Source organism: Pantoea sp. SGAir0175, from assembly GCF_043547855.1.
Map to the genome: position 1 here is coordinate 371,064 of NZ_CP028081.1, position 24,488 is coordinate 395,551.

General features: G+C 58.7%; 20 protein-coding genes. 12 read left to right on the forward strand and 8 right to left on the reverse strand.

The window, feature by feature from the left end; translation table 11 throughout:
- Positions 1-238: 238 nt before the first annotated feature.
- From mreC to tldD, 6 genes are all read left to right on the forward strand, one after another.
- The gene (gene mreC / locus C1N56_RS01785) at positions 239-1,273 is read left to right on the forward strand and encodes a rod shape-determining protein MreC (protein ID WP_021508152.1); all 1,035 of its coding nucleotides are present in this window, start codon (positions 239-241) and stop codon (positions 1,271-1,273) included.
- The gene (mreD, locus tag C1N56_RS01790; protein ID WP_031279826.1) at positions 1,270-1,758 is read left to right on the forward strand and encodes a rod shape-determining protein MreD; all 489 of its coding nucleotides are present in this window, start codon (positions 1,270-1,272) and stop codon (positions 1,756-1,758) included. The genes mreC and mreD overlap by 4 nt, the downstream gene beginning before the upstream one ends.
- A gap of 8 nt (positions 1,759-1,766) precedes the next feature.
- A complete protein-coding gene (locus tag C1N56_RS01795; RefSeq protein WP_021508150.1) occupies positions 1,767-2,360 on the forward strand; it encodes a Maf family protein in 594 nt (197 codons plus the stop codon).
- Positions 2,350-3,819, forward strand: a complete 1,470-nt coding sequence (gene rng, locus C1N56_RS01800; RefSeq protein ID WP_021508149.1) for a ribonuclease G — start codon at positions 2,350-2,352, stop codon at positions 3,817-3,819. Before C1N56_RS01795 ends, rng begins: the two co-directional genes overlap by 11 nt.
- A gap of 47 nt (positions 3,820-3,866) precedes the next feature.
- Positions 3,867-7,685: an AsmA2 domain-containing protein YhdP gene (gene yhdP, locus C1N56_RS01805; protein WP_150360356.1), complete on the forward strand. Its 3,819-nt coding sequence runs from the start codon at positions 3,867-3,869 to the stop codon at positions 7,683-7,685.
- Positions 7,686-7,749: 64 nt separating this feature from the next.
- Positions 7,750-9,195: a metalloprotease TldD gene (gene tldD, locus C1N56_RS01810; RefSeq protein WP_136545551.1), complete on the forward strand. Its 1,446-nt coding sequence runs from the start codon at positions 7,750-7,752 to the stop codon at positions 9,193-9,195.
- Between the two features lie 326 nt (positions 9,196-9,521).
- Here the strand turns inward: tldD and aaeR are convergent, their stop codons facing one another.
- Complete coding sequence (gene aaeR, locus C1N56_RS01815) at positions 9,522-10,439, reverse strand: HTH-type transcriptional activator AaeR (RefSeq protein ID WP_058771467.1); 918 nt, start codon at positions 10,437-10,439, stop codon at positions 9,522-9,524.
- Positions 10,440-10,697: 258 nt separating this feature from the next.
- Between aaeR and aaeX the strand changes: the two genes are divergently transcribed.
- The 5 genes from aaeX to C1N56_RS01840 all read left to right on the forward strand — a co-directional run bounded on the left by aaeX (position 10,698) and on the right by C1N56_RS01840 (position 15,654).
- A complete protein-coding gene (gene aaeX, locus C1N56_RS01820; RefSeq protein ID WP_021508145.1) occupies positions 10,698-10,901 on the forward strand; it encodes a p-hydroxybenzoic acid efflux pump operon protein AaeX in 204 nt (67 codons plus the stop codon).
- Positions 10,902-10,909: 8 nt separating this feature from the next.
- Positions 10,910-11,839 carry a p-hydroxybenzoic acid efflux pump subunit AaeA gene (aaeA, locus tag C1N56_RS01825; protein WP_125310645.1) on the forward strand — a complete coding sequence of 310 codons (930 nt, stop codon included), beginning with the start codon at positions 10,910-10,912 and terminating at the stop codon, positions 11,837-11,839.
- 11 nt (positions 11,840-11,850) lie between these two features.
- On the forward strand, positions 11,851-13,803 hold the full coding sequence (gene aaeB, locus C1N56_RS01830) for a p-hydroxybenzoic acid efflux pump subunit AaeB (RefSeq protein ID WP_021508143.1): 1,953 nt from the start codon (positions 11,851-11,853) through the stop codon (positions 13,801-13,803).
- A 111-nt stretch (positions 13,804-13,914) separates the two neighbouring features.
- On the forward strand, positions 13,915-15,369 hold the full coding sequence (locus C1N56_RS01835) for an NAD-dependent succinate-semialdehyde dehydrogenase (protein WP_215481617.1): 1,455 nt from the start codon (positions 13,915-13,917) through the stop codon (positions 15,367-15,369).
- A 15-nt stretch (positions 15,370-15,384) separates the two neighbouring features.
- On the forward strand, positions 15,385-15,654 hold the full coding sequence (locus C1N56_RS01840; protein WP_104188189.1) for a barstar family protein: 270 nt from the start codon (positions 15,385-15,387) through the stop codon (positions 15,652-15,654).
- A 59-nt stretch (positions 15,655-15,713) separates the two neighbouring features.
- Here the strand turns inward: C1N56_RS01840 and yhcN (C1N56_RS01845) are convergent, their stop codons facing one another.
- From yhcN (C1N56_RS01845) to argR, 4 genes are all read right to left on the reverse strand, one after another.
- Complete coding sequence (gene yhcN / locus C1N56_RS01845; RefSeq protein WP_021508140.1) at positions 15,714-15,980, reverse strand: peroxide/acid stress response protein YhcN; 267 nt, start codon at positions 15,978-15,980, stop codon at positions 15,714-15,716.
- Positions 15,981-16,083: 103 nt separating this feature from the next.
- Positions 16,084-16,350, reverse strand: a complete 267-nt coding sequence (locus C1N56_RS01850) for a YdgH/BhsA/McbA-like domain containing protein (RefSeq protein ID WP_021508139.1) — start codon at positions 16,348-16,350, stop codon at positions 16,084-16,086.
- A 90-nt stretch (positions 16,351-16,440) separates the two neighbouring features.
- Positions 16,441-16,704 carry a peroxide/acid stress response protein YhcN gene (yhcN, locus tag C1N56_RS01855; protein WP_021508138.1) on the reverse strand — a complete coding sequence of 88 codons (264 nt, stop codon included), beginning with the start codon at positions 16,702-16,704 and terminating at the stop codon, positions 16,441-16,443.
- 492 nt (positions 16,705-17,196) lie between these two features.
- Complete coding sequence (gene argR / locus C1N56_RS01860; RefSeq protein WP_021508137.1) at positions 17,197-17,667, reverse strand: transcriptional regulator ArgR; 471 nt, start codon at positions 17,665-17,667, stop codon at positions 17,197-17,199.
- 420 nt (positions 17,668-18,087) lie between these two features.
- Here argR and mdh point away from each other — a divergent pair, with 420 nt between their 5' ends.
- Positions 18,088-19,023 (forward strand): malate dehydrogenase, encoded by a 936-nt coding sequence (mdh, locus tag C1N56_RS01865; RefSeq protein WP_021508136.1) that lies wholly within the window; start codon positions 18,088-18,090, stop codon positions 19,021-19,023.
- A 46-nt stretch (positions 19,024-19,069) separates the two neighbouring features.
- Here the strand turns inward: mdh and mscM are convergent, their stop codons facing one another.
- The 3 genes from mscM to rsgA form a co-directional block, all read right to left on the reverse strand.
- The gene (mscM, locus tag C1N56_RS01870; RefSeq protein ID WP_021508135.1) at positions 19,070-22,405 is read right to left on the reverse strand and encodes a miniconductance mechanosensitive channel MscM; all 3,336 of its coding nucleotides are present in this window, start codon (positions 22,403-22,405) and stop codon (positions 19,070-19,072) included.
- 17 nt (positions 22,406-22,422) lie between these two features.
- The gene (gene asd, locus C1N56_RS01875; RefSeq protein ID WP_021508134.1) at positions 22,423-23,319 is read right to left on the reverse strand and encodes an archaetidylserine decarboxylase; all 897 of its coding nucleotides are present in this window, start codon (positions 23,317-23,319) and stop codon (positions 22,423-22,425) included.
- A 93-nt stretch (positions 23,320-23,412) separates the two neighbouring features.
- Complete coding sequence (rsgA, locus tag C1N56_RS01880; RefSeq protein WP_031279822.1) at positions 23,413-24,462, reverse strand: small ribosomal subunit biogenesis GTPase RsgA; 1,050 nt, start codon at positions 24,460-24,462, stop codon at positions 23,413-23,415.
- Between the last annotated feature and the right edge of the window lie 26 nt (positions 24,463-24,488).

A 24,488-nucleotide genomic window follows, 5' to 3' on the forward strand; every position in this document is an offset into this window, starting at 1 on the left:
GCGCAGGGAATAGCGACGATACCCAAAATCAGCACAACGGCAGGACGATGGCCATCGCATGCCGCACGGCAGCCTCAGCAGCAGGCACCGGGCAGCAGCGCCACAACGTCGTCACTGCGGTTTGCAGGATGCGGGGTAACTGGCGACGCTGCGCACGACGGCGTATAGCGTCCAGCCCTGGAGGCGTGAGTGCTGACACTCACGCTTCTTCCCTGATGTCGAGGAATTCGCAGAATTTATGAAGCCGATTTTTAGCAGGGGACCTTCCCTGCAGTTGCGCCTGTTTCTGGCCGTGATTGTGGCTATCGCGATTATTGTAGCCGATAGCCGGATCAGCACGTTCTCCCAGATCCGCAACTACCTGGACACGTCGGTCAGTCCATTTTACTTCCTGGCCAACGGGCCACGACAGCTTCTTGACGGCGTTTCCGAAACGCTGGCCTCGCGCCAGCAGCTGGAGCTGGAAAACAAAGCGCTGCGCCGTGAGCTCTTCCTGAAAAACAGTGACCTGCTGATGCTGGGGCAATACAAGCAGGAAAACGCGCGTCTGCGCGAGCTGCTCGGCTCGCCGCTGCGTCAGGATGAGCACAAAATGGTGACCCAGGTGATCTCCACCGGCACCGATCCTTACACCGATCAGGTGATCATCGATAAAGGCAGCGTCAACGGCGTGTATGAAGGCCAGCCGGTGATCAGCGATAAAGGCGTGGTCGGCCAGGTGGTGGCGGTAGGGCAGATGACCAGCCGCGTGCTGCTGATTTGCGATGCCTCGCACGCCCTGCCGATTCAGGTGCTGCGTAACGATATTCGCGTCATCGCCGCCGGTAACGGCTGCAGCGAAGATCTGCAGCTGGAGCATCTGCCGGGCAATACGGATATTCGCGTCGGTGATGTGCTGGTGACGTCAGGCCTGGGCGGACGCTTCCCGGAAGGGTATCCGGTCGGCGTGGTGTCGTCAGTGAAAGTGGATACGCAGCGTGCCTATACCGTGATTCAGGCGCGTCCGACCGCCGGTCTGCAGCGTCTGCGCTACCTGCTGCTGCTGTGGGGTGCGGATAAGAACGGCGACATGCCGATGGCACCGGACGAAGTGCATCGCGTGGCCAACGAACGCCTGATGCAGATGATGCCGCAGGTACTGCCGCCCGCGGGCGAAATGGGGCCGCCGGCACCCGCCATGATGCAGCAAAATCAGCAGATGGGGCCGCCACAGCCCGCCGCCAGCAGCCGTTCGCAGGGTAATCCGGCGAACTCGCGCGGAGGCCAGCCTTGAGTCGATATCGCAGCCAGGGGCGTTGGGTGATCTGGCTGTCCTTCCTTGTTGCGCTTATCCTGCAAATCATGCCGTGGCCGGATCAGATTTACATGTTCCGGCCATCGTGGCTGTTGCTGATCCTGATCTACTGGGTGCTGGCGCTGCCGCACCGGGTCAACGTGGGCACCGGCTTTTTCCTTGGCGCCATTATGGATTTGGTCGCCGGCTCAACGCTGGGCGTGCGTGCGCTGGCGTTCAGCATTATCGCCTATCTGGTGGCCTTTAAATTTCAGCTATTCCGCAATCTGGCGTTGTGGCAGCAGGCATTAATGGTTATGGTGCTGTCGCTGGCGGTTGATGTGATTGTTTTCTGGGCAGAATTTCTGGTCATCAACGTCTCCTTCCGCCCGGAAATCTTCTGGAGTAGCGTGGTCGACGGTATCCTGTGGCCCTGGCTATTCTTACTGATGAGAAAGATTCGCCGTCAGTTTGCTGTGCAATAAGGAATACAATGATAACCCTCTACCTGGCTTCCGGCTCACCGCGTCGGCGCGAGCTGTTAACGCAGCTTGGCCTGCAGTTTGAGCGCCTGATTACCGATGTTGAAGAACAGCGTCAGCCGGGCGAAGCGGCGGAGTCTTATGTGCGGCGTCTGGCCAGCGATAAGGCGCGAGCCGGCGTGCGGATAGCACCACAGGATCTGCCGGTGCTGGGCGCTGACACCATCGTGGTGCTGAATGGCGAAGTGCTGGAGAAACCGCGCGATGCGGCGCATGCCGCGCAGATGCTGGGTAAACTGGCCGGGCAAACCCATCAGGTCATGACGGCCGTGGCGCTGGCCGATGCGCAGGGCGAGCTGGATTGCCTGGTGACCACAGACGTGACATTCCGCACTATCACGGCAGAGGAAATTTCGCACTATATCGCCAGCGGCGAGCCGATGGATAAAGCCGGCGCGTACGGTATTCAGGGCCTGGGCGGCAACTTTGTGCGCCGCATCAATGGAAGTTATCACGCCGTAGTGGGATTGCCGCTGGTGGAAACCAGCGAACTGCTGAGCCATTTTCAGTCGCTGCGTGCGTTAAGGGGACAAGATGACGGCTGAACTGCTGGTAAATGTGACACCTTCTGAAACCCGTGTTGCCTATATTGACGGCGGCATTCTGCAGGAAATCCATATTGAGCGCGAAGCGCGGCGCGGTATTGTCGGCAATATCTACAAAGGGCGCGTCAGCCGGGTACTGCCGGGCATGCAGGCGGCATTTGTCGATATCGGGATGGACAAAGCGGCCTTTCTGCACGCCTCGGACATCATGCCGCACACCGAATGCGTGGCGGGTGATGAGAAGAAGAACTTTATCGTGCGCGATATCGCCGAGCTGGTGCGTCAGGGACAGGATTTAATGGTGCAGGTGGTGAAAGATCCGCTCGGCACCAAAGGGGCACGCCTCACCACCGATATTACACTGCCGTCGCGCTACCTGGTCTTTATGCCGGGGGCTTCACACGTGGGCGTCTCACAGCGCATTGAAAGCGAAGCCGAACGTGAGCGGCTGAAAGCGGTGGTTGCCGCTTACTGTGACGATCTCGGCGGCTTTATTATTCGTACCGCCGCAGAAGGCATTGGCGCAGAAGAGCTGGCGCAGGACGCGGCATTTTTAAAGCGCCTGTGGACCAAAGTCAGCGAGCGTAAGAAGCGTAACCAGACGCGCTGCCTGCTGTACGGCGAGCTGGCGCTGGCGCAGCGCGTGCTGCGCGATTTCGCCGGCGCAGCGCTGGATCGCATTCGCGTCGATTCGCGCCTGACCTGCGATCTGCTGGTGGAATTTACCAGCGAATATATTCCGGAGATGGCCAGCAAGCTGGAGCTGTACAACGGCAAGCAGCCGATTTTCGATCTCTATGATGTGGAGAACGAGATTCAGCGTTCGCTGGAGCGCAAGGTGGAACTGAAATCTGGCGGTTACCTGATTATCGACCAGACCGAAGCCATGACCACGGTGGACATTAACACCGGTGCGTTTGTCGGCCACCGCAACCTCGACGAAACCATTTTTAATACTAATATCGAAGCCACGCAGGCGATTGCGCGCCAGCTGCGGCTGCGTAATCTCGGCGGCATTATCATCATCGACTTTATCGACATGAATAATGACGATCATCGCCGGCGCGTGCTGCACTCGCTGGAGAGCGCGCTGAGCAAAGATCGCGTTAAAACCAGCATCAACGGCTTCTCCGCGCTGGGGCTGGTCGAGATGACGCGCAAACGCACGCGCGAAAGCATTGAGCATGTGCTGTGTGCCGATTGCCCGGTGTGCCAGGGACGCGGTTCGCTGAAGACGGTGGAGACCGTGTGCTATGAAATCATGCGTGAAATCGTCCGCGTCCATCACGCTTACGACTCCGACAGCTTCCTGGTGTACGTGTCACCCGCAGTGGGTGAAGCGCTGAAAAGCGATGAGTCGCACGCGCTGGCCGAAGTGGAAATTTTTGTCGGCAAGCAGGTCAAAGTACAGGTTGAACCGCTCTACACGCAGGAGCAGTTTGACGTCGTCATGATGTAAGTCGTGAGGTTGAACGCCGTAACCCAACGGAAAGCAAGGAGAGGTGTGTGAGGCGGTTGCCGGGGATTTTGTTACTGCTGCTCGCCGCAATCATCGTCATTGTGGCGCTGCTGGTCAGCGGGCTGCGCCTTGTGATGCCGCATCTCAACAGCTATCGCGGTGAGGTGCTGCACACTCTTTCGCGCGTCAGCGGCGTCACCATCGATGCCAGTGAAGTTCAGGGAAAATGGGAGAATTTTGGCCCGACCCTGCAGGTGCGCGATCTGCGTATCGACATGGATAAAGATGGCGAGCTGCAGATTGGCCGCGTTACGCTGGCGCTCAATGTGTGGCAGTCGCTGCTGCACTGGCGCTGGCAGTTTCGCGATCTCACCTTCTGGCAGCTGCGGCTGGCAACCAACCGTCCGTTGCTCACCAGCGACGAGCAAAAAAATAGCTTCAAACCGGCCCAAATCAACGATCTGTTCTTACGCCAGTTTGACCATTTCGATTTGCGTGACAGCAGCATCCGTTTTCTCACGCCTTCCGGCCAGCATGCCGAACTGGCGATTCCCCGCCTTACCTGGCTGAACGAGGACAACCGCCATCGCGCCGAAGGCGAAGTGAGCCTGTCCAGCTTCACCGGCCAGCACGGCGTGGTGCAGGTACGGCTCGATCTTAACGATACTAACGGCTTACTCAACGACGGCCGCATCTGGATGCAGGCCGATGATGTGGACGTGCGCCCGTGGATTGGCCGCTGGCTGCGTGATAATACCAGCCTGCAAAGCGCGCGTTTCAGCCTGGCCGCGTGGGTCAACCTGCGCGACGGCGAAGTGTACGCGGGCGATCTGCTGCTGAGCAAAGGCGGCGCACGCTGGCGCGGCGAGCAGGGCGATCATCAACTGCAGGTGGATGGCCTGACCGCGCATCTGGCGCGCTACCAGAATGGCTGGAGCCTGACGGTGCCGCAAACCCGGCTGATGACTGACGGCGTGGCCTGGGATGCCGGCCATATCGCCCTGCTGTGGAAGCCGGAAGATAAACAGATGATCGGCGCGAACAGTGCAGCGGAAGTGCGGGTGCGTGCCACCCGGCTCGATCTGCAGCGTCTGGCACCGCTGGTGCCGCTGTTTGCGCCGCTCTCGCCCACGCTGCTGGACAACTGGCGGGCGCTGCAGCCGCGCGGCTATATCGACGCGCTGGCGCTGGATATTCCGCTGGCGCAGCCGGAGCAGACGCGTTTGCAGGCGCGCTGGCGCGATCTGGCGTGGCAGCACTGGCAGCTTTTGCCGGGCATCAGCAATCTGAGCGGCAGCGCCAGCGGCAGTCTGAACCACGGCCAGCTGGATGTGCAGATGGGCCAGGCCGAAGTGCCGTACGGCGATATGTTCCAGGCGCCGTTACAGATTCAGCAGGTCACCGGCAGGATTAACTGGCTGCGCGATGGCAACGGCCTGACGCTGGATGGCCAGCAGCTGGACGTGCAGGCACGTTCGCTATGGGCGCGCGGCGATTTCCGCTATCAGCAAAATGTCGGTAAAGCGCCGCGCCTCGACATTCTTGCCGGGATTCGCGTCACCGATGCCGGTGATGCGTGGCGCTACTTCCCCGAGCCGCTGATGGGCCACGATCTGACGCAGTATCTCAGCGAAGCGGTCAAAGGCGGCCAGGTGGAGAATGCCACGCTGCTGTTTGCCGGCGATCCGCGTCTGTTCCCGTTCAAACACCACGACGGCATGTTTGAAGTGGCCGTGCCGGTGCGCAATGCTACCTTCCAGTTCCAGCCAGGCTGGCCGGCGCTGCAAAACCTCGATATCGACCTCGATTTTATCAACGACGGTCTGTGGATGAAGGCGGCGCAAACCCGGCTGGGTGCGGTGGACGCGCGCAACGTCAGTGCGGTAATCCCGGATTACCTGAAAGAGAAGCTGATCATTGACGGTGATTTGAGCGGCGAAGGTAAAGATATCGCCGACTATTTCGCCCGCACGCCGCTCAAATCCACGCTGGGTGCGGCGCTGGAGCAGCTGCAGATTGGCGGCAACGTGCGTGGTTCGCTCAACCTGGATATTCCGCTGGATGGGGAACTGGTGCACGCCAGCGGTAACGTGGTGCTGAATAACAACAGCCTGCACATTAAGCCGCTCAACACCACGCTGAAAAACCTGACCGGACGTTTCCGCTACAACAACGGAAACCTGGAGAGTGAAGAGCTGCAGGCCAACTGGTTCGGTCAGCCCACCGGCGTGCGTTTCACCACCACGGAAAATCCCGATGATTTTGGCGTTAACGTCAAACTGCTGGGCGACTGGCAGCCGGCAAAACTGGCCATGCTGCCTGCCAGTGTAAGCAGTAAGCTGGGCGGCAGTCTGGCGTGGCAGGGCAATGTCGACATCACGCTGCCGCATCAGGGTGGGGCGCGCTACAAGGTTGATATCAATGGTGACGGCAAGACAGTGAGCAGTCACTTACCTCCACCACTGGATAAAGAGGCCGGTGAGGCACTGCCCATCGCCATTAATGCCAGCGGCGATTTGCACAGTTTTAACCTCAGCGGCAGCGTGCGTGAGCACCATCGCTTTAACAGCCGCTGGCTGCTGGAGCCGCAGCTGCGCGTCGATCGCGGTATCTGGCTGAATGATGCCAAAAGCACGCCGGCGCTACCGGATCGGCGCGGGATGGTACTCAATCTGCCGGCGCTGGACGGCGAAGCCTGGCTGGGGCTGATGACCGGCGCGACGGGTTCACGCAATGCGCAGGGCGAGACGGACATCGGCGGCGCATTGCTGCCGGGCGATGTGACGTTGCGCACCCCGGCCCTGACGCTCGGCGGCCAGCAGTGGCACGATGTTAATGCCACGGTGACCCAGGGCGCGGGCGGCAGCACGCAGCTGCAGCTGGAGAGCCGCGAAGCGCGCGGCAGCCTGCGAACCGCACAACACGCGCCGTGGCAAATCGACCTGAGCTATCTTTATTACAATCCGCAATGGAGTGACGGTGAAGCGGGCAAGGCCTCCTCGCCGTTCAGCGGTGACAGCGGCATTGATTTCCGCAGCTGGCCAGCGCTGCAGCTCAACTGCGCTGAGTGCTGGCTGCGCGGGCAGAAGTTCGGCCACATCCAGGCCAGGCTCCAGCCGCAGGGAGAGACGTTAGCACTCACTAACGGCAGCGTCGATACCGGCAGCTCGAAGCTCAATGTCGCGGGTGAATGGGTGAACAAAGCGGGCGAGCAGCGCACCTCGTTAAAAGGCAGCCTGAGCGGCAAAAATATCAATGATGCCACCAACTGGTTTGGCATGAACACGCCGCTGCGCGATGCGCCGTTTAAAATTGATTATGACCTGCACTGGCGCTCCGCACCGTGGCAGCCTTCAGAAAAGACGCTGAGCGGCACGCTGAAAACCCACTTCGGCAAAGGGCAGATTGCGGATGTGAACACCGGTCGTGCCGGACAGTTGTTGCGGCTGGTGAGCTTCGATGCCCTGCTGCGTAAGCTGCGCTTCGATTTTAGCGATACCTTTAATGAAGGTTTCTGGTTTGATTCGATCAACGGCACGGCGTGGATTGAAAACGGCGTGATGCGCACCGATAACCTGCTGGTAGATGGCCTCGAAGCGGATATCGCCATGCAGGGCAAAATAGATCTGGTGCAGCGGCAAATCGACATGGAAGCGGTGGTGGCACCGGAGATCGGTGCCTCGGTTGGCGTGGCCACCGCGTTTGTGATTAACCCGGTGGTCGGCGCGGCGGTTTTTGCCGCCAGCAAGGTGCTGGCTCCGTTGTGGAATAAGATTTCGCTGCTGCGCTATCACATCAGCGGACCGCTGGATAAGCCGGAAATCAATGAAGTGCTGCGCAAACCGCGCGAAGCCGATAAGAAGTGAATTTGACGCCGTCGGGGAATTGCCGCAGGCTATGACTATCCGAGCACATAATGAGTGAGAAACGATGACTCTGAATCTGGTAAGTGAGCAGTTACTAGCTGCGAACAGCATTAATCAGCAGGACCTTTTTTCCCTGTTAGGGCAGCTTTCAGAACGTCGTCTGGACTATGCCGATCTCTATTTTCAGTCCAGCTTCCATGAATCCTGGGTGCTGGAAGACAAAATCATTAAAGATGGCTCTTATCATATCGATCAGGGCGTGGGCGTCCGCGCGGTAAGCGGCGAGAAAACCGGTTTTGCCTATGCCGATCAAATCAGCCTCAACGCCCTGCGCCAGTCGTCCGAAGCGGCGCGCAGTATCGTGCGCGAGCAGGGCAACGGTAAAGCGCACGCGCTCTCCGCGGTGCTTAACCGTTCGCTGTACGCCCCGGTCAATCCGCTGGACAGCCTGACGCGCGAAGACAAAATCGCGCTGCTGCACCGGGTTGATAAAGTGGCACGCGCCGCCGATCCGCGCGTGCAGGAAGTGAATGCCAGCCTGAGCGGCGTCTACGAGCAGGTGCTGGTTGCCGCCACCGACGGTACGCTGGCGGCGGATATTCGTCCGCTGGTGCGCCTGTCCATTAGCGTTCAGGTGGAAGATCAGGGTAAACGCGAGCGCGGCGCCAGCGGCGGCGGTGCGCGTACCGGCTACGAATTCTTCCTTGCCGATGAGAGCGGTGATGTACGGGCTGATGCCTGGGCGCGCGAAGCGGTGCGCATGGCGCTGGTTAACCTGTCCGCCGTCGCGGCACCAGCCGGTACGCTGCCAGTGGTGCTGGGTGCGGGCTGGCCAGGCGTGCTGCTGCACGAAGCGGTGGGCCACGGTCTGGAAGGGGATTTCAATCGCCGCGAGACTTCCGTCTTCAGCGGTAAGATGGGCCAGCTGGTTGCGTCCGAACTCTGCACCGTGGTTGACGACGGTACCCTTCAAGGGCTGCGTGGTTCGCTGGCGGTGGATGATGAAGGCGTGCCGGGACAGTACAACGTGCTGATCGAAAACGGCGTGCTGAAAGGCTATATGCAGGACAAGCTCAATGCGCGTCTGATGGGCGTGCCGCCTACCGGTAACGGGCGTCGTGAATCCTATGCGCACCTGCCGATGCCGCGCATGACCAACACCTATATGCTGGCGGGCAAATCGACGCCGCAGGAGATCATTGAGAGTGTGGAGTATGGTCTGTATGCCCCTAACTTTGGCGGCGGCCAGGTCGATATCACCTCCGGCAAGTTTGTGTTCTCGACCTCCGAGGCTTATCTGATCGAGAACGGCAAAGTCACCAAACCGGTGAAAGGCGCGACGCTGATCGGCTCCGGCATTGAGGCGATGCAGCAGATTTCCATGGTCGGTAACGATCTGGCGCTGGATAAGGGCGTCGGCGTGTGCGGTAAAGAGGGCCAGAGCGTGCCGGTCGGCGTAGGTCAACCCACGCTGAAGCTGGATAAAATTACCGTGGGCGGAACGGCTTAAGGTTCATGCTGGTGCGCATCAGTGCGCACCCTGTCAAAACCGCGCAATGGGTTTGTACAATGCTTGTCAGTTATGAGTAAACAGCACGCACACTTTGGTAGCGGCGCAATTTATTGCGCGAAGCATGGATGGGAACGGTGCTGCTAGTAGTACGCGCGATTAATCGCGCCGCTACGAAATCTGCGGTAATTGAATTTGGTACTTAACTGATCGGCATTACGCAATTGTTTTGCCAGGTCACCTTTCAGGGTGACCTGGCATGCATAACTGCCCCGCATTTTCCCGTATGCACCCTTCAGGCCAGCCACATCAGCGCCAGACGGCGGCTAACTTTTGCGGTGCTGCTGATACTGCCTCGCCACCTGCCTGAAATACTCGGTCAGATAATTGATACACACCTGCACCTTGAGCGGCAGCTTATCCTTCTCGGTATAGACGGCATACACCGGGCGCGGCTCCGAGTGATACTGCGGGAACAAAATATCGATCTCACCGGCGTTAATCTCATCAATCACCCACATCAGCGGCACATAGGCGATACCGCAGCCGGCTTTCAGCCAGCGAATCAGCGTCTGCGAATCATTGGTGACAAAACGCCCCTGCGGCGTCAGGCGCGTCACCAGGCCTTCCGGCGCCACCAGCTCGAAGGTGTTATCCGGGCGCACGCTGTACTCGAGCCAGGAAAAGTTGTCGATTTCAGCCGGCTTTTCCGGCGTGCCGTGCTGGGCCAGGTAGCTCTTCGCCGCGCATACCACCATCGGCATGGCGCCCAGCCGGCGCGAGAACAGGTTGGAATCCTGCAGCTCACCGACGCGTATCACCACATCCAGCCCGTTAGCAATCAGGTCCGGCGCCGGTATGCCGGTCATCAGGTTGACGCTCAGTCCCGGATATTCGTGCAGCATCTCGCTGGTCATGGCGGACAGGACATTTTGCGCCATGGTGGTTGAGCAGCCGATGCGTAAAATCCCGATCGGCGTGTTGTTGAAGGCGTACAGCTGTTCGTGCACCTGCGAGGCCTCTGCCAGCATGCGGCGGCAGCCCTGATAATAAATCTTACCGGCTTCGGTCAGGCCCAGACTGCGGGTGCTGCGGTTAAGCAGTTTCACCTGCAGCTCATCTTCCAGTCTGGCAACAATCTGGCTGATTGACGAGACGCTGAGCTGCAGCTGGCGTGCGGCGGCGGTAAATGAGCCCAATTCAACCACTTTGGCGAAAATGGACATGCCTTTGAGTCGTTCCATTGTTTACTCTGGCTAAAAAGTGATTTAGCTCACAATATGTAGAAAACGTATAGTCAAGCGCGTTACTATACGCACGCTGGGTCTCTTCACCGCACCTGAACACGGCAGTGTTTACCCGATGATACGCTATGATTAGCTCAACGCGGCCTGAATGTTGTCATCAGATTATCCGTCATCCCACTATCATCAACCCGACGTGCCAGAGGGCATGAGGGCAGGTATCGGTGCAATCCGGCAAGGTCGAACTAAGGAACCGAAATGAGTGTGCTTCCGGTATTTGTCGTATTCGGGCTGTCTTTTCCGCCCATCTTCATTGAACTACTGGTTTCGCTGGCGCTGTTCTGGCTGGTGAAACGCGTGCTGACGCCCAGCGGGATTTACGATCTGGTGTGGCACCCGGCACTTTTTAACACAGCGCTGTATTGCTGTGTGTTTTACCTTGTATCCCGTCTATTCGTCTGAGGTTTTAAGTGAAAGCGCTAATAAGAAAAATCGCGCGTTACGCCATTACGCTCCTGCTGGTTATCATCGCTGTTATTATCATCTTCCGCGCCTGGGTGTTCTATACCGAGTCGCCGTGGACGCGTGACGCCAAATTCTCCGCCGACGTGGTGGCGATCTCCCCGGACGTGACCGGACTGATCACCGACGTCCCGGTACACGACAACCAGCTGGTGAAAAAAGGCGATACGCTGTTTATCGTTGACCGTCCGCGCTACCAGAAAGCGCTGGATGAGGCGCAGGCGGATGTCGAATATTACCAGGCGCTGGTCAGCGAAAAACGCCGTGAAGCGGCGCGGCGTAACCAGCTCGGTACCAGCGCGATGTCGCGTGAAGCCATTGAGCAGTCGAATAGCGACCTGCAGACCAGCGAACATCAGCTGGCCAAAGCGGTGGCGACGCGCGATCTGGCGGTGATCGACCTCGATCGCACCACCATCAAAGCGCCGTCCGATGGCTGGGTCACCAACCTCAACGTCTATCAGGGGGAATTCATCACGCGCGGCTCGGTGGCCGTGGCGCTGGTGCAGCAGCACTCGTTCTACGTGCTGGCCTACATGGAAGAGACCAAGCTGGATGGCGTGCGTCCCGGCTTCCGTGCGGAAATTACTCCGCTGGGCAGCAACACGGTGCTGCGCGGCACAGTTGACAGCATCGCGGCTGGCGTGACCAACAGCAGCAGCAGCGTTGACAGTAAAGGCATGGCCACCGTGGACTCCAACCTTGAGTGGGTGCGTCTGGCGCAGCGCGTACCGGTGCGTATTCGCCTTGACGATCAACCCGGCAACCGCTTCCCGGCGGGGACCACCGCCACCGTGGTGATCACCGGTGACAAAGACCGCCAGACCAAAGTGTCGCCGATGGCGCAGCTGTTCAACCGCCTGCGTGAGTTTGGTTAAGCGGGGGCGATATGATTGAGTTTTTGCGTTTCCCGGTAAAGCTGACCTTCGCGCTGGTGGCAGCGCTGATGATTGGCTTTCACTTCAATCTGGAAACGCCGCGCTGGGCGGTGATGACCGCCGGCATCGTGGCTGGCGGCACCGCCTTTGCCGCGGGCGGCGATCCTTATTCTGGCGCGCTGCGCTACCGTGGCGTTCTGCGTATTATCGGCACCTTTATCGGCTGTATCGCGGCACTCACCATCATGATTGCGACGGTGCGCGCGCCGGTGGTGATGCTGCTGCTGTGCTGCCTGTGGGCCGGCATGTGCGTCTGGCTCTCATCGCTGATTAAAGTCGAAAACTCCTATGCGCTGGGCCTCGCCGGTTACACCGCGCTGATCATCGTGGTGACCGCGGATGCCAGCGGCGGCCTGACGCTGGCGCCGCAGTTCGCCGTGGAGCGCTGCAGCGAAATTGTGCTCGGTATCCTGTGCGCCATTCTCGCCGACATGCTGTTCTCTCCGCGCTCGATCAAGAAAGTGATTGATGCGGAAGTGGATGCGCTGCTGGTAGCGCACTACCGCCTGCTGCAGCTGTGCGTGGCACACGAGGATAAAGAGGAAGTCGACAAAGCCTGGAGCGCACTGGTGCGCCGCACGACCGCGCTCAACGGTATGCGCAGCCAGCTGCTGATGGAGTCGTCGCGCTGGAGCAACACCAGCCGCCGGCTGCAAATGCTCAACACGCTATCGCTGACGCTGATTACTCAGGCCGCTGAGACCTTCCTGATTCAGAATTCGCGCCCGGATTACATCCCGCCGCAGTATCGCCTGCTGATTGAAAAAGAGGTAACCAGCGTCAGCGACGTACATAAGCGCATGAAGCTGATGCGCCGCGTTATTGGCGTCAGCAGTAAAAGCGTGCCGTTTACCCTGGCCAGCTGGGTCGGCGCCGCGACCGAATATCTGCTGCTGATCAATGGCGTTAAAAGCAACAGCCGTATCACCACGCTGGAGGAGAGCATTCTGCAGCGTGAGGTGGTGATCCAGGCGCGCTCAGCGGAAACGCATCATGCGATGATCAATGGCGTGCGCACCTTTGTCGCCACCGCGCTCGGTTCGCTGTTCTGGCTGTATACCGGCTGGACTTCCGGCAGCGGCTGCATGGTGATGCTGGCGGTGATTACCGCGCTGGCGATGCGTATGCCGAATCCGCTGATGATGGCGAAAGACTTCTTCTACGGCATGGCCTTTGCGGTGCCGTTGGGCATGCTCTACTTCATCTGGGTATTGCCGGGCACCCAGCAAAGTGCCTTGCTGTTGTGTATCGCGATTGGCGCACTCGGCTTTATCGGCGGCATCTTTGTACAGCGGCGGCAGATTGGTACGCTGGGCGCACTGATCGGCACCATTAACGTGCTGGTGCTGGATAACCCGATGAAGTTTGAGTTCAACGTGTTTCTCGACAACGCGCTCGGCCAGTGGATTGGCAGCTTTGTAGCGATGATGGTGATTTTGCTGATTCGTGACAAATCCAAAGCCCGCACCGGACGCAAGCTGCTGAATCGCTTTATGTATGCTGCGGTGGCCGCGCTGACCACCAATCAGGCGCGCCGGCGTGAGAACCATTTACCAGCGCTTTATCAGCAGCTGTTCCTGCTACTTAATCTGTTCCCGGGCGATATCGACAAGTACCGGATCGCGCTCACGCTGATTATTGGTCATCAGCGCCTGCGCAACGCGGAGGTGCCGGTCAATGCCGACCTGTCGGCGTATCACCGCCAGCTGCGCGCCACCGCCGACCGCATTATTGCGGCCAGCAGCGATGATAAACGGCGCTACTACTTTGAGCGCCTGCTGCAGGAGCTGGACGTTTATCAGCAGAAGCTGCAGCACTATGCCGCTCCGGCCAGCGTGACGGAACCGGTGAAACGGCTGTCGATGATGCTGGATAAGTACCAGAACACCCTCATCCAAATCTGAAACTGGCCGCTGCCTGGCGCAGCGGCTGGCCTGATGCCACGCTGACCCTCATTGCCCGATTATTGCCATCTATACTTTCCTGACAGGATGCTTACTGACAGGAGAATAACGATGTCCACTTCCCTGCAACAACACGAACTGTTCAACACTGGCTACTTCGCTGACGGCCAGTGGCACACCGCCAGCAGCACCTTTGATGTCACCAATCCGGCCACCGGCGAGGTACTGGCGCAGGTGGCGAAAGCCGGCAAGGCTGAAACCGAACAGGCGATTGCCGCCGCACAGCGCGCTTTTCCGGCGTGGCGCGACAAAACCGCCAAACAGCGCAGCGAAATCCTTTATCGCTGGTACCAGCTGATCATTGAGCACAAAAGCTGGCTGGGCCAGCTGATGACCGCCGAGCAGGGCAAACCGCTAAAGGAAGCCGAGGGGGAAGTAGAGTACGCCGCCAGCTTTATTCAATGGTTTGCCGAGCAGGCGAAGCGCGCCAACGGCGAAATTATCCCGCCGGCCAAAGCCGGTTCACGCATTCTGGCGACGCGCGAGCCGATTGGCGTGGTCGCTGCCATCACGCCGTGGAATTTCCCGATGGCGATGCTGACGCGCAAACTCGGCCCGGCGCTGGCGGCCGGCTGCACCGGCATCATCAAGCCGGCCAATAACACCCCGCTCAGCGCCTTTGCGCTGGTGGCGCTGGCACAAAAGGCGGGCGTGCCGGACGGCGTGCTGAACGCGGTAGCCGGCGACACGCACGCCATCAGCGACGCCATTATGGCTTCCCGCGCGGTGCGTAAAATCTCCTTTACCGGTTCCACCGCAGTGGGGAAAACGCTGATGCGGAACGCGGCCGAAACCATGAAGAAAGTCTCGATGGAGCTGGGCGGCAACGCGCCCTATATCGTGTTTGACGATGCCGATATCGACGCGGCGGTGCAGGGGGCTATCGCCAACAAATTCCGTAACGCCGGCCAGGTGTGCGTCAGCGTTAACCGCTTCTATATCCACAACGCAATATACGACCGCTTTGTGCATCAGCTGGCTGAGGCGGTGGGCAAACTGAAAGTGGGCAACGGCGTGGAGCCGGGCGTGGTGGTCGGGCCGCTGATTGAGCCGTCCGCGGTGGAGAAAGTGGAAGAGCATGTCAAAGATGCGCTGAGCAAAGGTGGGAAACTGCTGGTGGGCGGCGAGCGCCATCCGCTGGGCGGTAACTTCTGGCAGCCGACGGTGATTGCCGATGCGCATGAAGAGATGCAGCTGGCGCAGGAAGAGACCTTCGGTCCGGTGGCCGCCTGCTTCCGCTTTGACGATGAAGCTGAGGTGATCGCGCGCGCCAACAATACCGAATACGGTCTGGCGGCTTACTTCTATACGCAGAATCTGCAGCGCGTGTTCCGCGTTTCGGCGGCGCTGGAAGCCGGCATGATTGGGATCAACGAGTGTGCGGTCTCGACCGAGCTGGCGCCGTTTGGCGGCGTGAAAGAGTCCGGACTGGGACGCGAAGGATCGGTGCTGGGCATGGAAGAGTATCTGGAAGTCAAAGCGCTGCACCTCGGCGGTCTGGCGTAGCGAGAGGATGTCACCATGAGAACCGAGCGTTTCGACTTCAATGAAATCGTCGATCAGGCTCATTTCTACCGTCAGTTTTGCGAACGTTTCGCGCTGGCGGATCGCACCATTCAGGATCTGGACGATCTGTGGGAAATGATCATCGGCGAGCAGATCCCGCTGCCGCTGGAAATTGCGTTCATCAATCTGGGGAAAGGGCAGAAACGCCGCTATGGTGCGCTGATATTGCTATTCGATGAGGCAGAAGAGGAGCTGGAAGGCCAGCTCCGCTTTAATGTTCAGTAGCACAACCAAAAAGGGCCCCGGCAGGCGGGGCCAAAGGGTTCGTCAGAATTGACGAGGAATTATTTGTACAGCTCTGCAGTCAGGTGATAGCTGTCACCGGTGCGCGCTTCAATCACTTTATACGCGCTGGCACCCTGCTCATCGGCTTTCTGAGAAAGCTGAGCGCGGTAATCCATAGGTGAGCCGCCTGTTCCGCTAACGGTAATGGTCTGGCCGGTAGATTGCAGATTCTGCGCGGATTCATCCGTTACCAGTTGGGCAGCTGAAGCGCCAAAAGCGAACAGAGAAAGCAGCGTAGCGGTTGCGATGGTTGTTTTGATTTTCATAATTCGTCTCCTCATTAGAATCAACAACCTGCGGCACTAAGAGGGTAAGCGGGTCGTCGATCTTCTCCCGGCGACTGCATAACGCCGGATCGATAGTTAAAGTTTATTTGTACAGTTCAGCCGTCACGTGGAAGGTGTTGTCCTGATTGTTCTCAATGATGCGGTAATGGCTGGCACCCTGAGCATCGGCTTTCTGGGACAGTTCCTGACGGATATTGGTCTGGTCGCCGTCGACGCCGCTCACGCTAATGGTCTGATTCAGCGGCTGCAGATTTTCAGCCTGGGTGTTGGTTACCAGGGTGGCAGCACTGGCGCCAAAAGACAGAACGGAAGCCAGACTCAGTACAGCAATAGATAATTTGGTTTTCATGATTCACTCTCCTGAAATGGGGTGGGCAACCTGAGAGGCAAACGCCTCTCAAACGGGTCGCCGTTCACACTGCATCTTGTTCCGGCAAACTTATTTATAAAGTTCCGCGGTTGCGTGGTAGCTGTTGTCGTTATAAGCCTCAACAACGCGATAGGCTTTAGCACCTTGCGCTTCAGCTTTGGCGTTCAGCTGCTGATGGATATCCATCGGTGAGCCGCCAATGCCGCTGACGCTGATGGTGCCGACCGGCTGCAGGTTCGCTGCCTGTTCGGCGTTGATAGAATCTGCGGCGAAAGCACCAAATGACAGGGCAGATAGAACACTCAGGGTGGCGATAGTAGTTTTAACGTTCATGGTATTTTTCCTCGTCTTCTGTTTTTCTCTTTTTGATTTCGTGTGATTTGCATCACGAAAAGAAGTATAGATCTAATCACCCATGAAATTAATATCCCGCTAATAATGATTGGTTGTAATTCTTTATCCTTATGGCACATTTTTATAACGCAAAGTTATTAAAACCGCCTGGATCTTAACCAGGAGGGTGTATTTCCATGCAAAAACAATGATCTGCATCAAATTATCTTTTTGTGCGAAACAATGTGGTTGATCAAGCTGGCTGTGCGCTAAAAGCAAGAGATAACCGCTAAGCACTAATTGTAAAACAGCGTAAAATAGCGCAAAGGGTTAAGCAGGCGAAAAGGTCGTACCAATACCTTCGCGCATTGAGAACCCGGCGGAATATGGCTAAGCGGTTATTTTGTAAGGTGTTGGCGATAAAACAGCGGGAGAAACGTGGGCGGGCAGGCAAGGTTACCGGCAGGTGAACCGCCGGTAACAGACAGGGTTTTATAGTTCCTGTTCGAATAACACCAGCACGGCGTCATACAGCTGCTTCACCGTAAAGGCGCGCGCTGGCGTAATAAAGATGGTGTCGTCACCGGCGATGGTGCCGAGAATGCCTTCGGCTTTGCCGAGGGAGTCGAGCAGGCGGGCGATCAGCTGGGCCGCGCCCGGGCTGGTATGAATCACTACCAGCGCATCGTTATAGTCGATATCCAGCACCAGATTCTTCAGCGGACTGGTGGTGGTAGGCACGCCCAGTTCGGCAGGCAGGCAGTACACCATCTCCATTTTGGCGTTACGCGTGCGCACCGCGCCAAACTTGGTCAGCATACGAGAAACTTTTGACTGGTTGATGTTGCCGAAGCCGTCTTCCTGCAGCGCCTGGACAATTTCGCCCTGAGAGCTGAACTTTTCTTCTTTCAGTAAGGCTTTGAACGCCTTTATCAGATCGTCTTGTTTAGATGGGTTTCGCATAAGCTACCAATAAAAGAGGGTTGCAGCAGGCAACAGGCCCGTCGCAGATAAATTATTATGCATTTAGATGAATTTTTATGCAATAAGCGGATGCGTGAATTCACGGCATGCGCGTGTGGGGCGGGCATGATAACAGAGTTTTATCCTGCACCAAAATCGCGCGCTGGCGCGCAAAGCGAAGGTTGCAAAGTTGTTATATTATTGAAGTGGTAACAACAAAACGATGATCATTGCCGTCCATAGTCTTCTGGCTGCGACTGGATCATTCAGGCGACTTCTGAAGTGGAGATGTCTCGGGAGCCGATTGCGGCGTAATGTTATTGCGCGACAGGTGTGTCGCTATCGCCTGAGAAGTTGATTAAACTCGTAACCTGATGGATTTCCGGCATATCTCTGCCCCACCTTAATAAGGAGTTCAGGATGAAAGTTGCCGTTCTCGGTGCAGCTGGTGGTATTGGCCAGGCACTCGCTCTGCTGCTCAAGACCCAATTACCCGCAGGTTCAGCCCTCTCACTGTATGACATTGCCCCGGTGACACCAGGCGTCGCGGTTGATCTCAGTCACATTCCTACCGCCGTGAAAGTTGAAGGGTTCAGTGGCGAAGATGCGACGCCGGCTCTGCACGGCGCCGATGTGGTGCTGATCTCGGCCGGTGTGGCACGCAAACCTGGCATGGACCGCGCCGATCTGTTTAACGTCAACGCCGGTATCGTGCGTAACCTGATTGAACAGGTGGCGACCACCGCGCCAAAAGCGCTGATTGGCGTCATCACTAACCCGGTAAATACCACGGTGGCGATTGCCGCCGAAGTGCTGAAAAAAGCCGGTGTGTACGATAAAAACCGGCTGTTTGGCGTCTCGACGCTGGATGTGATTCGCGCCAACACCTTTGTCGCTGCCCTGAAGGGCAAACAGCCTACGGAGATTGAAGTGCCGGTGGTCGGCGGGCATTCAGGCGTGACCATTCTGCCGCTGCTGTCGCAGGTTAAAGGCGTCAGCTTCAGCGAGCAGGAGATCGCCGACCTGACGAAACGTATTCAGAATGCCGGTACCGAAGTGGTGGAAGCCAAAGCCGGTGGCGGCTCGGCGACGCTGTCGATGGGCCAGGCGGCGGCGCGCTTTGGTCTGTCGCTGATTCGTGCACTGCAGGGCGAAGCCAATGTCGTAGAGTGCGCCTATGTGGAAGGCGACGGCGAGTACGCGCGCTTCTTCTCGCAGCCGCTGCTGCTGGGCAAAAACGGTATCGCCGAACGCCGTCCGCTCGGGCCGCTCAGTGATTTCGAACAGCAGGCGCTTAACGGCATGCTGGAGACGCTGAAAAAAGATATCGCGCAGGGCGAAGAGTTTGTGAAGTAACTCGCGCGTAAAGAAAAAACGCCCGGCGCATGCCGGGCGTTTTGTTTTACAGGCCACCGGATTTGAAGGTCCGGCTGGCAGTCGAACCGTTGCTGGCCGGCGTTTTGCGCCCCAGCGTTTCCATCCGTACCTGGAACGGCGGGAACGGCATCTCAATGCCATGCTCTTCAAAGCCGCGCAGAATCAGCTGATGCAGCTCATGGCGCAGCGGCATGCGATGACCCATCTCCGCCGCGTGCACGCGCAGCTCAAACAGCTGAATGCCCTGCTGCAGATCCACAAGGAACACATCCGGCGCTGGCATATCCAGCACGTAGGTACAGCGATCGGCCGCCTGCTTCAGGATGGTCGTCACCTCTTCGCTGTTAACGTGGGCCGGTGCCGGAATGGTCAGCACCACGCGCGTCACCGAATCCGACAGCGACCAGTTGACGAACTGCTCGGTGATAAAGGCCTTGTTCGGCACAATAATCTCTTTGCGGTCCCAGTCGGTAATGGTGGTGGCGCGCGTATTGATGCGGGTGATGCTGCCGGTCAAATCGCGAATGGTCACGGTATCGCCGATACGAATCGGTTTCTCAAACAGGATGATCAGGCCGGAGATAAAGTTGGCAAAGATCTCCTGCATCCCAAAGCCCAGCCCCAGACCCAGCGCCGCTACCAGCCACTGCAGTTTTGACCACTCCACGCCAATAATCGAGAAACCAATCAGACCGCCGACCAGCATCAGCGCGTATTTGGTCAGGGTGGTAATGGCGTAACCGGTACCGGGCGACAGGCTGAGGTGTTGCAGCAGCGCCAGCTCCAGCAGCGCCGGCATATTGCGCACCAGCTGGGTGGTAATGATAAAGATCAGGATGGCGATCAGCACGGCACCCAGCGTAATGGGCTGTACGCTCTCGACGCCCTGCACCGTGGTGCTGGCATCCCACAGCGGGATGTTGTCGAGGAAGCTGAACGCGGAGTGGATCTCAGACCACAGCACAATCACCGACACCAGCGCAATCAGCGTCAGAATCGAGCGGACCAGCCGCAGCGACTGCGCGCTGATCGCATCCAGATCGATAATCGGCTCTTCGACTTCCACGGTATCGGTGCTGACGGCAGACTGCTGCTCTTTTTCCTCTTCGCTGCGCGCGCGGTTGGCCAGCATATCGGCACGACGCTGGCGCGCGCGGTCAAAGGCGATGCGGCGGCGCTGAATCAGCATCCAGCGGCGAATGATGTGGTAAATCACCAGCAGGAAGAACCAGATGCCGACCGAGGTTTCCAGGCGCGCCAGCAGCGCCTGCGCGGTGGCCAGATAGCCAATGCAGGAGGCCAGCGCCGCCACCAGCGGAATGGCGATCATCAGGTTCCACAGAATCCGGTTAACGAAGTTGTCGCCGTCGCCCTCTTTATCTAAATAGAGCGGGATACCTGCGCGTTTCAGGCTGACGGTGACAATGCTCAGCGCCCCGCAGATCAGAATAAAGCACAAGCGCCCCAGCGTGGCGGAGAACTGCGGATCGTCGAGATTGGCGAAAGCAATCAGCAGCATAATCAGCGGTACGATCAGGCCGACCGTCAGCGAGTAATAACGCATGGCGCGCGCGACCCGCGCCTGCGGCCAGCGGAAGTGCACGACAAACAGGCCGTCAGGACGGGCAAAAGCCGCGCTGATCATGAATGCCCACAGCAGCGGCAGGGTGGCAGTGATGCCATCGCCAATCGCTACGGCAAACGGGTAAGGCCAGGCGTGCTGCAGGCCAAAGCCGAGCGCGGCCCACAGCACCGGCAGCGGCACCGCGACCAGAATCGACCAGAAGACGGTGCGCAGCGTCAGGCTGAAGCGGTCCTGCGTCACTTTCCCCACGCGGCTGGCCGCACGCGCCATAAAGGCGTTGTAGTGACGACGCGTGCTGATGCTGAAGCCCACCAGCAGAATGGCGCCAATAATTGGCAGCACCGTTTCACGGTTGGTGAACATCATCGCCAGCGCTTTGCCCAGCTGGCCCAGCGTGTCCAGCGACAGCAGGCGCGTCAGGTCGGTGGCCACGTCCAGCGGATATTTCAGGCCAACCGGGCTGACGTCGGCGGTCCAGAACAGATAGCGGTGCGTCGCCTCTTTAACTTCACTCAGCGCGTCCTGCAGCTGCGTATTGGAAACCTTCAGCTTGGTGATTTCCAGAATCAGCGTGTCGCAGCCGGAAATCAGTGAGTTCAGTAGTTCGCGCTGGGTTTTCAGCTGGGCATCCAGAATGCGCGTCTGTTCACTGGTGAACGGCGTGCCGTCCGCCTGTTTCTCTTTGCGCAGCGCCTGCTGGCGCTCCAGCAGGTCTTCATAATGCAGCCGCTGCACGCGCAGCTGGCCCATTTCACTGTCGATCTGCTGGGATTTCGGCATCTCCGGCAGGCGCGCCACCTGCGCGCGCAGCGCTTCACCCAGCAGGTTCGACACGCCCAGCCACTGTGACTGCTCGCGCAGCGTGCTCAGCGCCTGGCGCACCTGCAATGTCTGATTGGTGGCGAGACGCTGCTGCGAGGCCACCAGATCCATACGCTGCGCCTGCTGATTCAGATCGGCGGAGAGCTCGCGGTTAACGCGGAACTGATCGCTGATGGAGGCCGGCAGATCGCCGCTGTTTTCCGCCAGCTGTTCGGTGCGCTCCAGCGCCAGTTCGGCTTCGCGCTGGCGCTGGTTGTTGAGCTGATTGCGCAGCGCCTGCAGATAGTTATCCAGCTGGGTGGCTTTGCGCTGATGCACTTCCGCGCGCATGCGCGCCAGCTCCTGACGGTTATTAGCCGACAGCTGCGCCAGCTCCAGCTCATCTACCCGCGCTTTACTGGCAGCGCTCTCGGTCTGACGCGCATAAATCTGCGCCTGTGCCAGCGGGGTAGCGGCAGCCGCCACGCCCTGTGCGCGCCGTTCGCTTTCGGTCATGGCGCGCCGCGCATCGGTCTGCTGCTGCGGCAGCTGCGACAGAGAATCGCTGATTTCGCGGGCGCGATCCTGCTCCTGCTGCGCCTGGCGGCTCTCCTCCAGCAGCTGGCTGCTAACCTGCAGGATCTCCTGATCCAGCTCGGCATTGCTCATGTTGCTGCGCACTGGCTTGCTGCTGTCGGTCAGCGTGGCGATTTGCTGACGCAGCTCGCGCGCCAGCCGCGGGAAATCATCGATTACCTGCTGATACTGTTTCGCCCGTTCCAGCGAGTCGTCGCGTTCGGACAGGAAGTTAATTGCTGCTTCCAGCGCCTGCACCTGTTCGGCCTGGTTGGGCGAGCTTTTCGCGGATTTCGCCGTTTCCAGATCCTGTTTCAGCTGGCTGGCGGGTGGAACGGTGGCGGCAAAGGCGGTGCTGCTGAGCACCAGGCTCAGCAGCAGAAAAAGAGAGGCGCGCACGGCGGTGTTTCCCGGAATTAGTCGATGAGCGGAGCGCTGTCGCCGGGCTGCGGCAGGGCGATAGCCAGCGGCTGACCCAGGCGGGTTTTGCTTTCGGCTTCAAGGCTTTCAGCCAGCTTAACGCGGTTCGGCGCGAACAGGTTGATCACCGTCGAGCCCAGCTTAAAGCGGCCCATCTCCTGACCTTTCAGCAGCACGACCGCGCCATCATGATCGGCAGATGGGTAGCGCCAGCGTTTGATCACCCCTTCGCGCGGCGGCGTCACGGTGCCGGCCCAGACGGTTTCGATGCTGCCGACGATGGTGGCGCCCACGAGGATCTGCACCATCGGGCCGTGATCGGTATCGAATACGCAGATCACGCGTTCGTTACGGGCAAACAGGTTCGGGATGTTGCGCGCGGTCAGCGGGTTAACCGAGTAGAGATCGCCCGGCACGTAGATCATTTCGCGCAGGATGCCGTTACACGGCATGTGCACGCGGTGGTAGTCGCGCGGCGCAAGGTAAGTGGTAACGAACTCACCGTCGACAAATTTTTCCGCCAGATCGTCATTGCCGGCCAGCAGCGCCTGCAGCGAGTAGGTGTGGCCTTTGGCCTGGAAGATCTGATCGCCAGCAATACGGCCCAGCTGGCTGATGGCGCCATCGGCTGGCAAGGCCAGCAGCGAAGCGTCCGGATCGATAGGGCGCGCACCCTCTTTTAACGGGCGTACAAAGAAGTCATTAAAGGTGCGGTAGCTGCCGGTGTGCGGCTTGCTGGCTTCCGCCATATCCACTTTGTAGAACCAGACAAAAATGTCGATGACCGCTTTGGTCAGCCAGCCAGCGCGGCGGCTGGCGCCCCAACCGGCGAGTTCGGTCAGCGCTTTTTTAGGCAGAATGTGATTCAGGCCGAGTTTAAAACGATCAAACACCGTTGCCTCCTGGCTTAATAACGTTTGGTTTACACAAAAGGGGGCGGATTGTAGCAGCGCCCCGGTCAGTTGGCGAATGTGCCGTTGTACCCGTTAATCTTCGCTGGCGGAAAAGTTTTTACGCGTTTTTACCTGCGCCATGCTCTCCAGAATACGGTGGTAGTTATCGAAGCGTGAAATGTCGATGATCCCGTTCTCCACCGCTTCGCGGATGGCGCAGCCTGGGTCGTTGTCGTGCTTGCAGTCACGGAACTTGCAACCGCCGAGAAATTCACGAAATTCGACAAATCCCTGAGTAATTTGTTCCGGCTCCAGATGCCACAAACCGAACTCGCGCACGCCAGGCGAATCGATGACATCGCCGCCGTGCGGGAAGTGATACAGCCGTGAGGCGGTGGTGGTGTGCTGGCCGAGGCCGGACACGTCCGACACATCATTGGTCAGGATCTCATCGCCTGCCAGGTCGAGGCCGAGCAGATTGTTCAGCAGGCTGGATTTACCCACGCCCGACTGGCCGGCAAAAATGCTGACCCGGCCGGTGAGCGCCGCTTCCAGATCCTTCAGTCCATCTTTGGCGCGGCTCGACACCATCAGTACGCGATAGCCAATGTGGCGATAGATATCCATCTGCTCATCGACAAACGCCCGCGCGTCGTCATCCAGCAGATCGGTTTTATTCAGTACCAGCAGCGGCTCCACGCCGAGCGTTTCGCTGGCCACCAGATAGCGATCGATAATGTTCAGCGACAGCTCCGGCAGGATCGCCGACACAATTATGATCTGATCAATGTTGGCGGCGATTGGTTTCACGCCGTCATAGAAGTCCGGACGCGTCAGCACCGTCTGGCGCGGGTGTACGGCTTCAACAATACCTTTGCCACCGTTTTCGCCGGCGGCGCGCCACACTACGCGGTCACCGGTGACCAGCGAGCGAATGGTGCGGCGGATATTACAGCGATGCACCTCGCCGGCGCTGTCTTCCACATCCGCGTGCATGCCAAAGCGGCTGATCACTACGCCTTCAGAGGCTTCACCAAACAGGCTGTCGTCCGGTTCCGGCTTTTCGTTCCGTTGCTGCAGACGACGCTGATGGTTGGCGCTCACGCGACGTTGTTGACCCTTCGACAATTTATTTTTGCTCACGCATCCTCTCACGCTTTCGCCAGGCT

Bases quoted from the DNA above. Each gene is read 5' to 3' on its own strand.
- aaeB (WP_021508143.1), top strand. From the start codon at position 11,851: ATGATTGAGTTTTTGCGTTTCCCGGTAAAGCTGACCTTCGCGCTGGTG.
- aaeR (WP_058771467.1), bottom strand. From the start codon at position 10,439: ATGGAACGACTCAAAGGCATGTCCATTTTCGCCAAAGTGGTTGAATTG.
- yhcN (WP_021508140.1), bottom strand. From the start codon at position 15,980: ATGAAAATCAAAACAACCATCGCAACCGCTACGCTGCTTTCTCTGTTC.
- tldD (WP_136545551.1), top strand. From the start codon at position 7,750: ATGACTCTGAATCTGGTAAGTGAGCAGTTACTAGCTGCGAACAGCATT.
- aaeX (WP_021508145.1), top strand. From the start codon at position 10,698: ATGAGTGTGCTTCCGGTATTTGTCGTATTCGGGCTGTCTTTTCCGCCC.
- mreC (WP_021508152.1), top strand. From the start codon at position 239: ATGAAGCCGATTTTTAGCAGGGGACCTTCCCTGCAGTTGCGCCTGTTT.
- mdh (WP_021508136.1), top strand. From the start codon at position 18,088: ATGAAAGTTGCCGTTCTCGGTGCAGCTGGTGGTATTGGCCAGGCACTC.
- C1N56_RS01835 (WP_215481617.1), top strand. From the start codon at position 13,915: ATGTCCACTTCCCTGCAACAACACGAACTGTTCAACACTGGCTACTTC.
- C1N56_RS01795 (WP_021508150.1), top strand. From the start codon at position 1,767: ATGATAACCCTCTACCTGGCTTCCGGCTCACCGCGTCGGCGCGAGCTG.
- argR (WP_021508137.1), bottom strand. From the start codon at position 17,667: ATGCGAAACCCATCTAAACAAGACGATCTGATAAAGGCGTTCAAAGCC.
- yhcN (WP_021508138.1), bottom strand. From the start codon at position 16,704: ATGAACGTTAAAACTACTATCGCCACCCTGAGTGTTCTATCTGCCCTG.
- C1N56_RS01840 (WP_104188189.1), top strand. From the start codon at position 15,385: ATGAGAACCGAGCGTTTCGACTTCAATGAAATCGTCGATCAGGCTCAT.
- rng (WP_021508149.1), top strand. From the start codon at position 2,350: ATGACGGCTGAACTGCTGGTAAATGTGACACCTTCTGAAACCCGTGTT.
- C1N56_RS01850 (WP_021508139.1), bottom strand. From the start codon at position 16,350: ATGAAAACCAAATTATCTATTGCTGTACTGAGTCTGGCTTCCGTTCTG.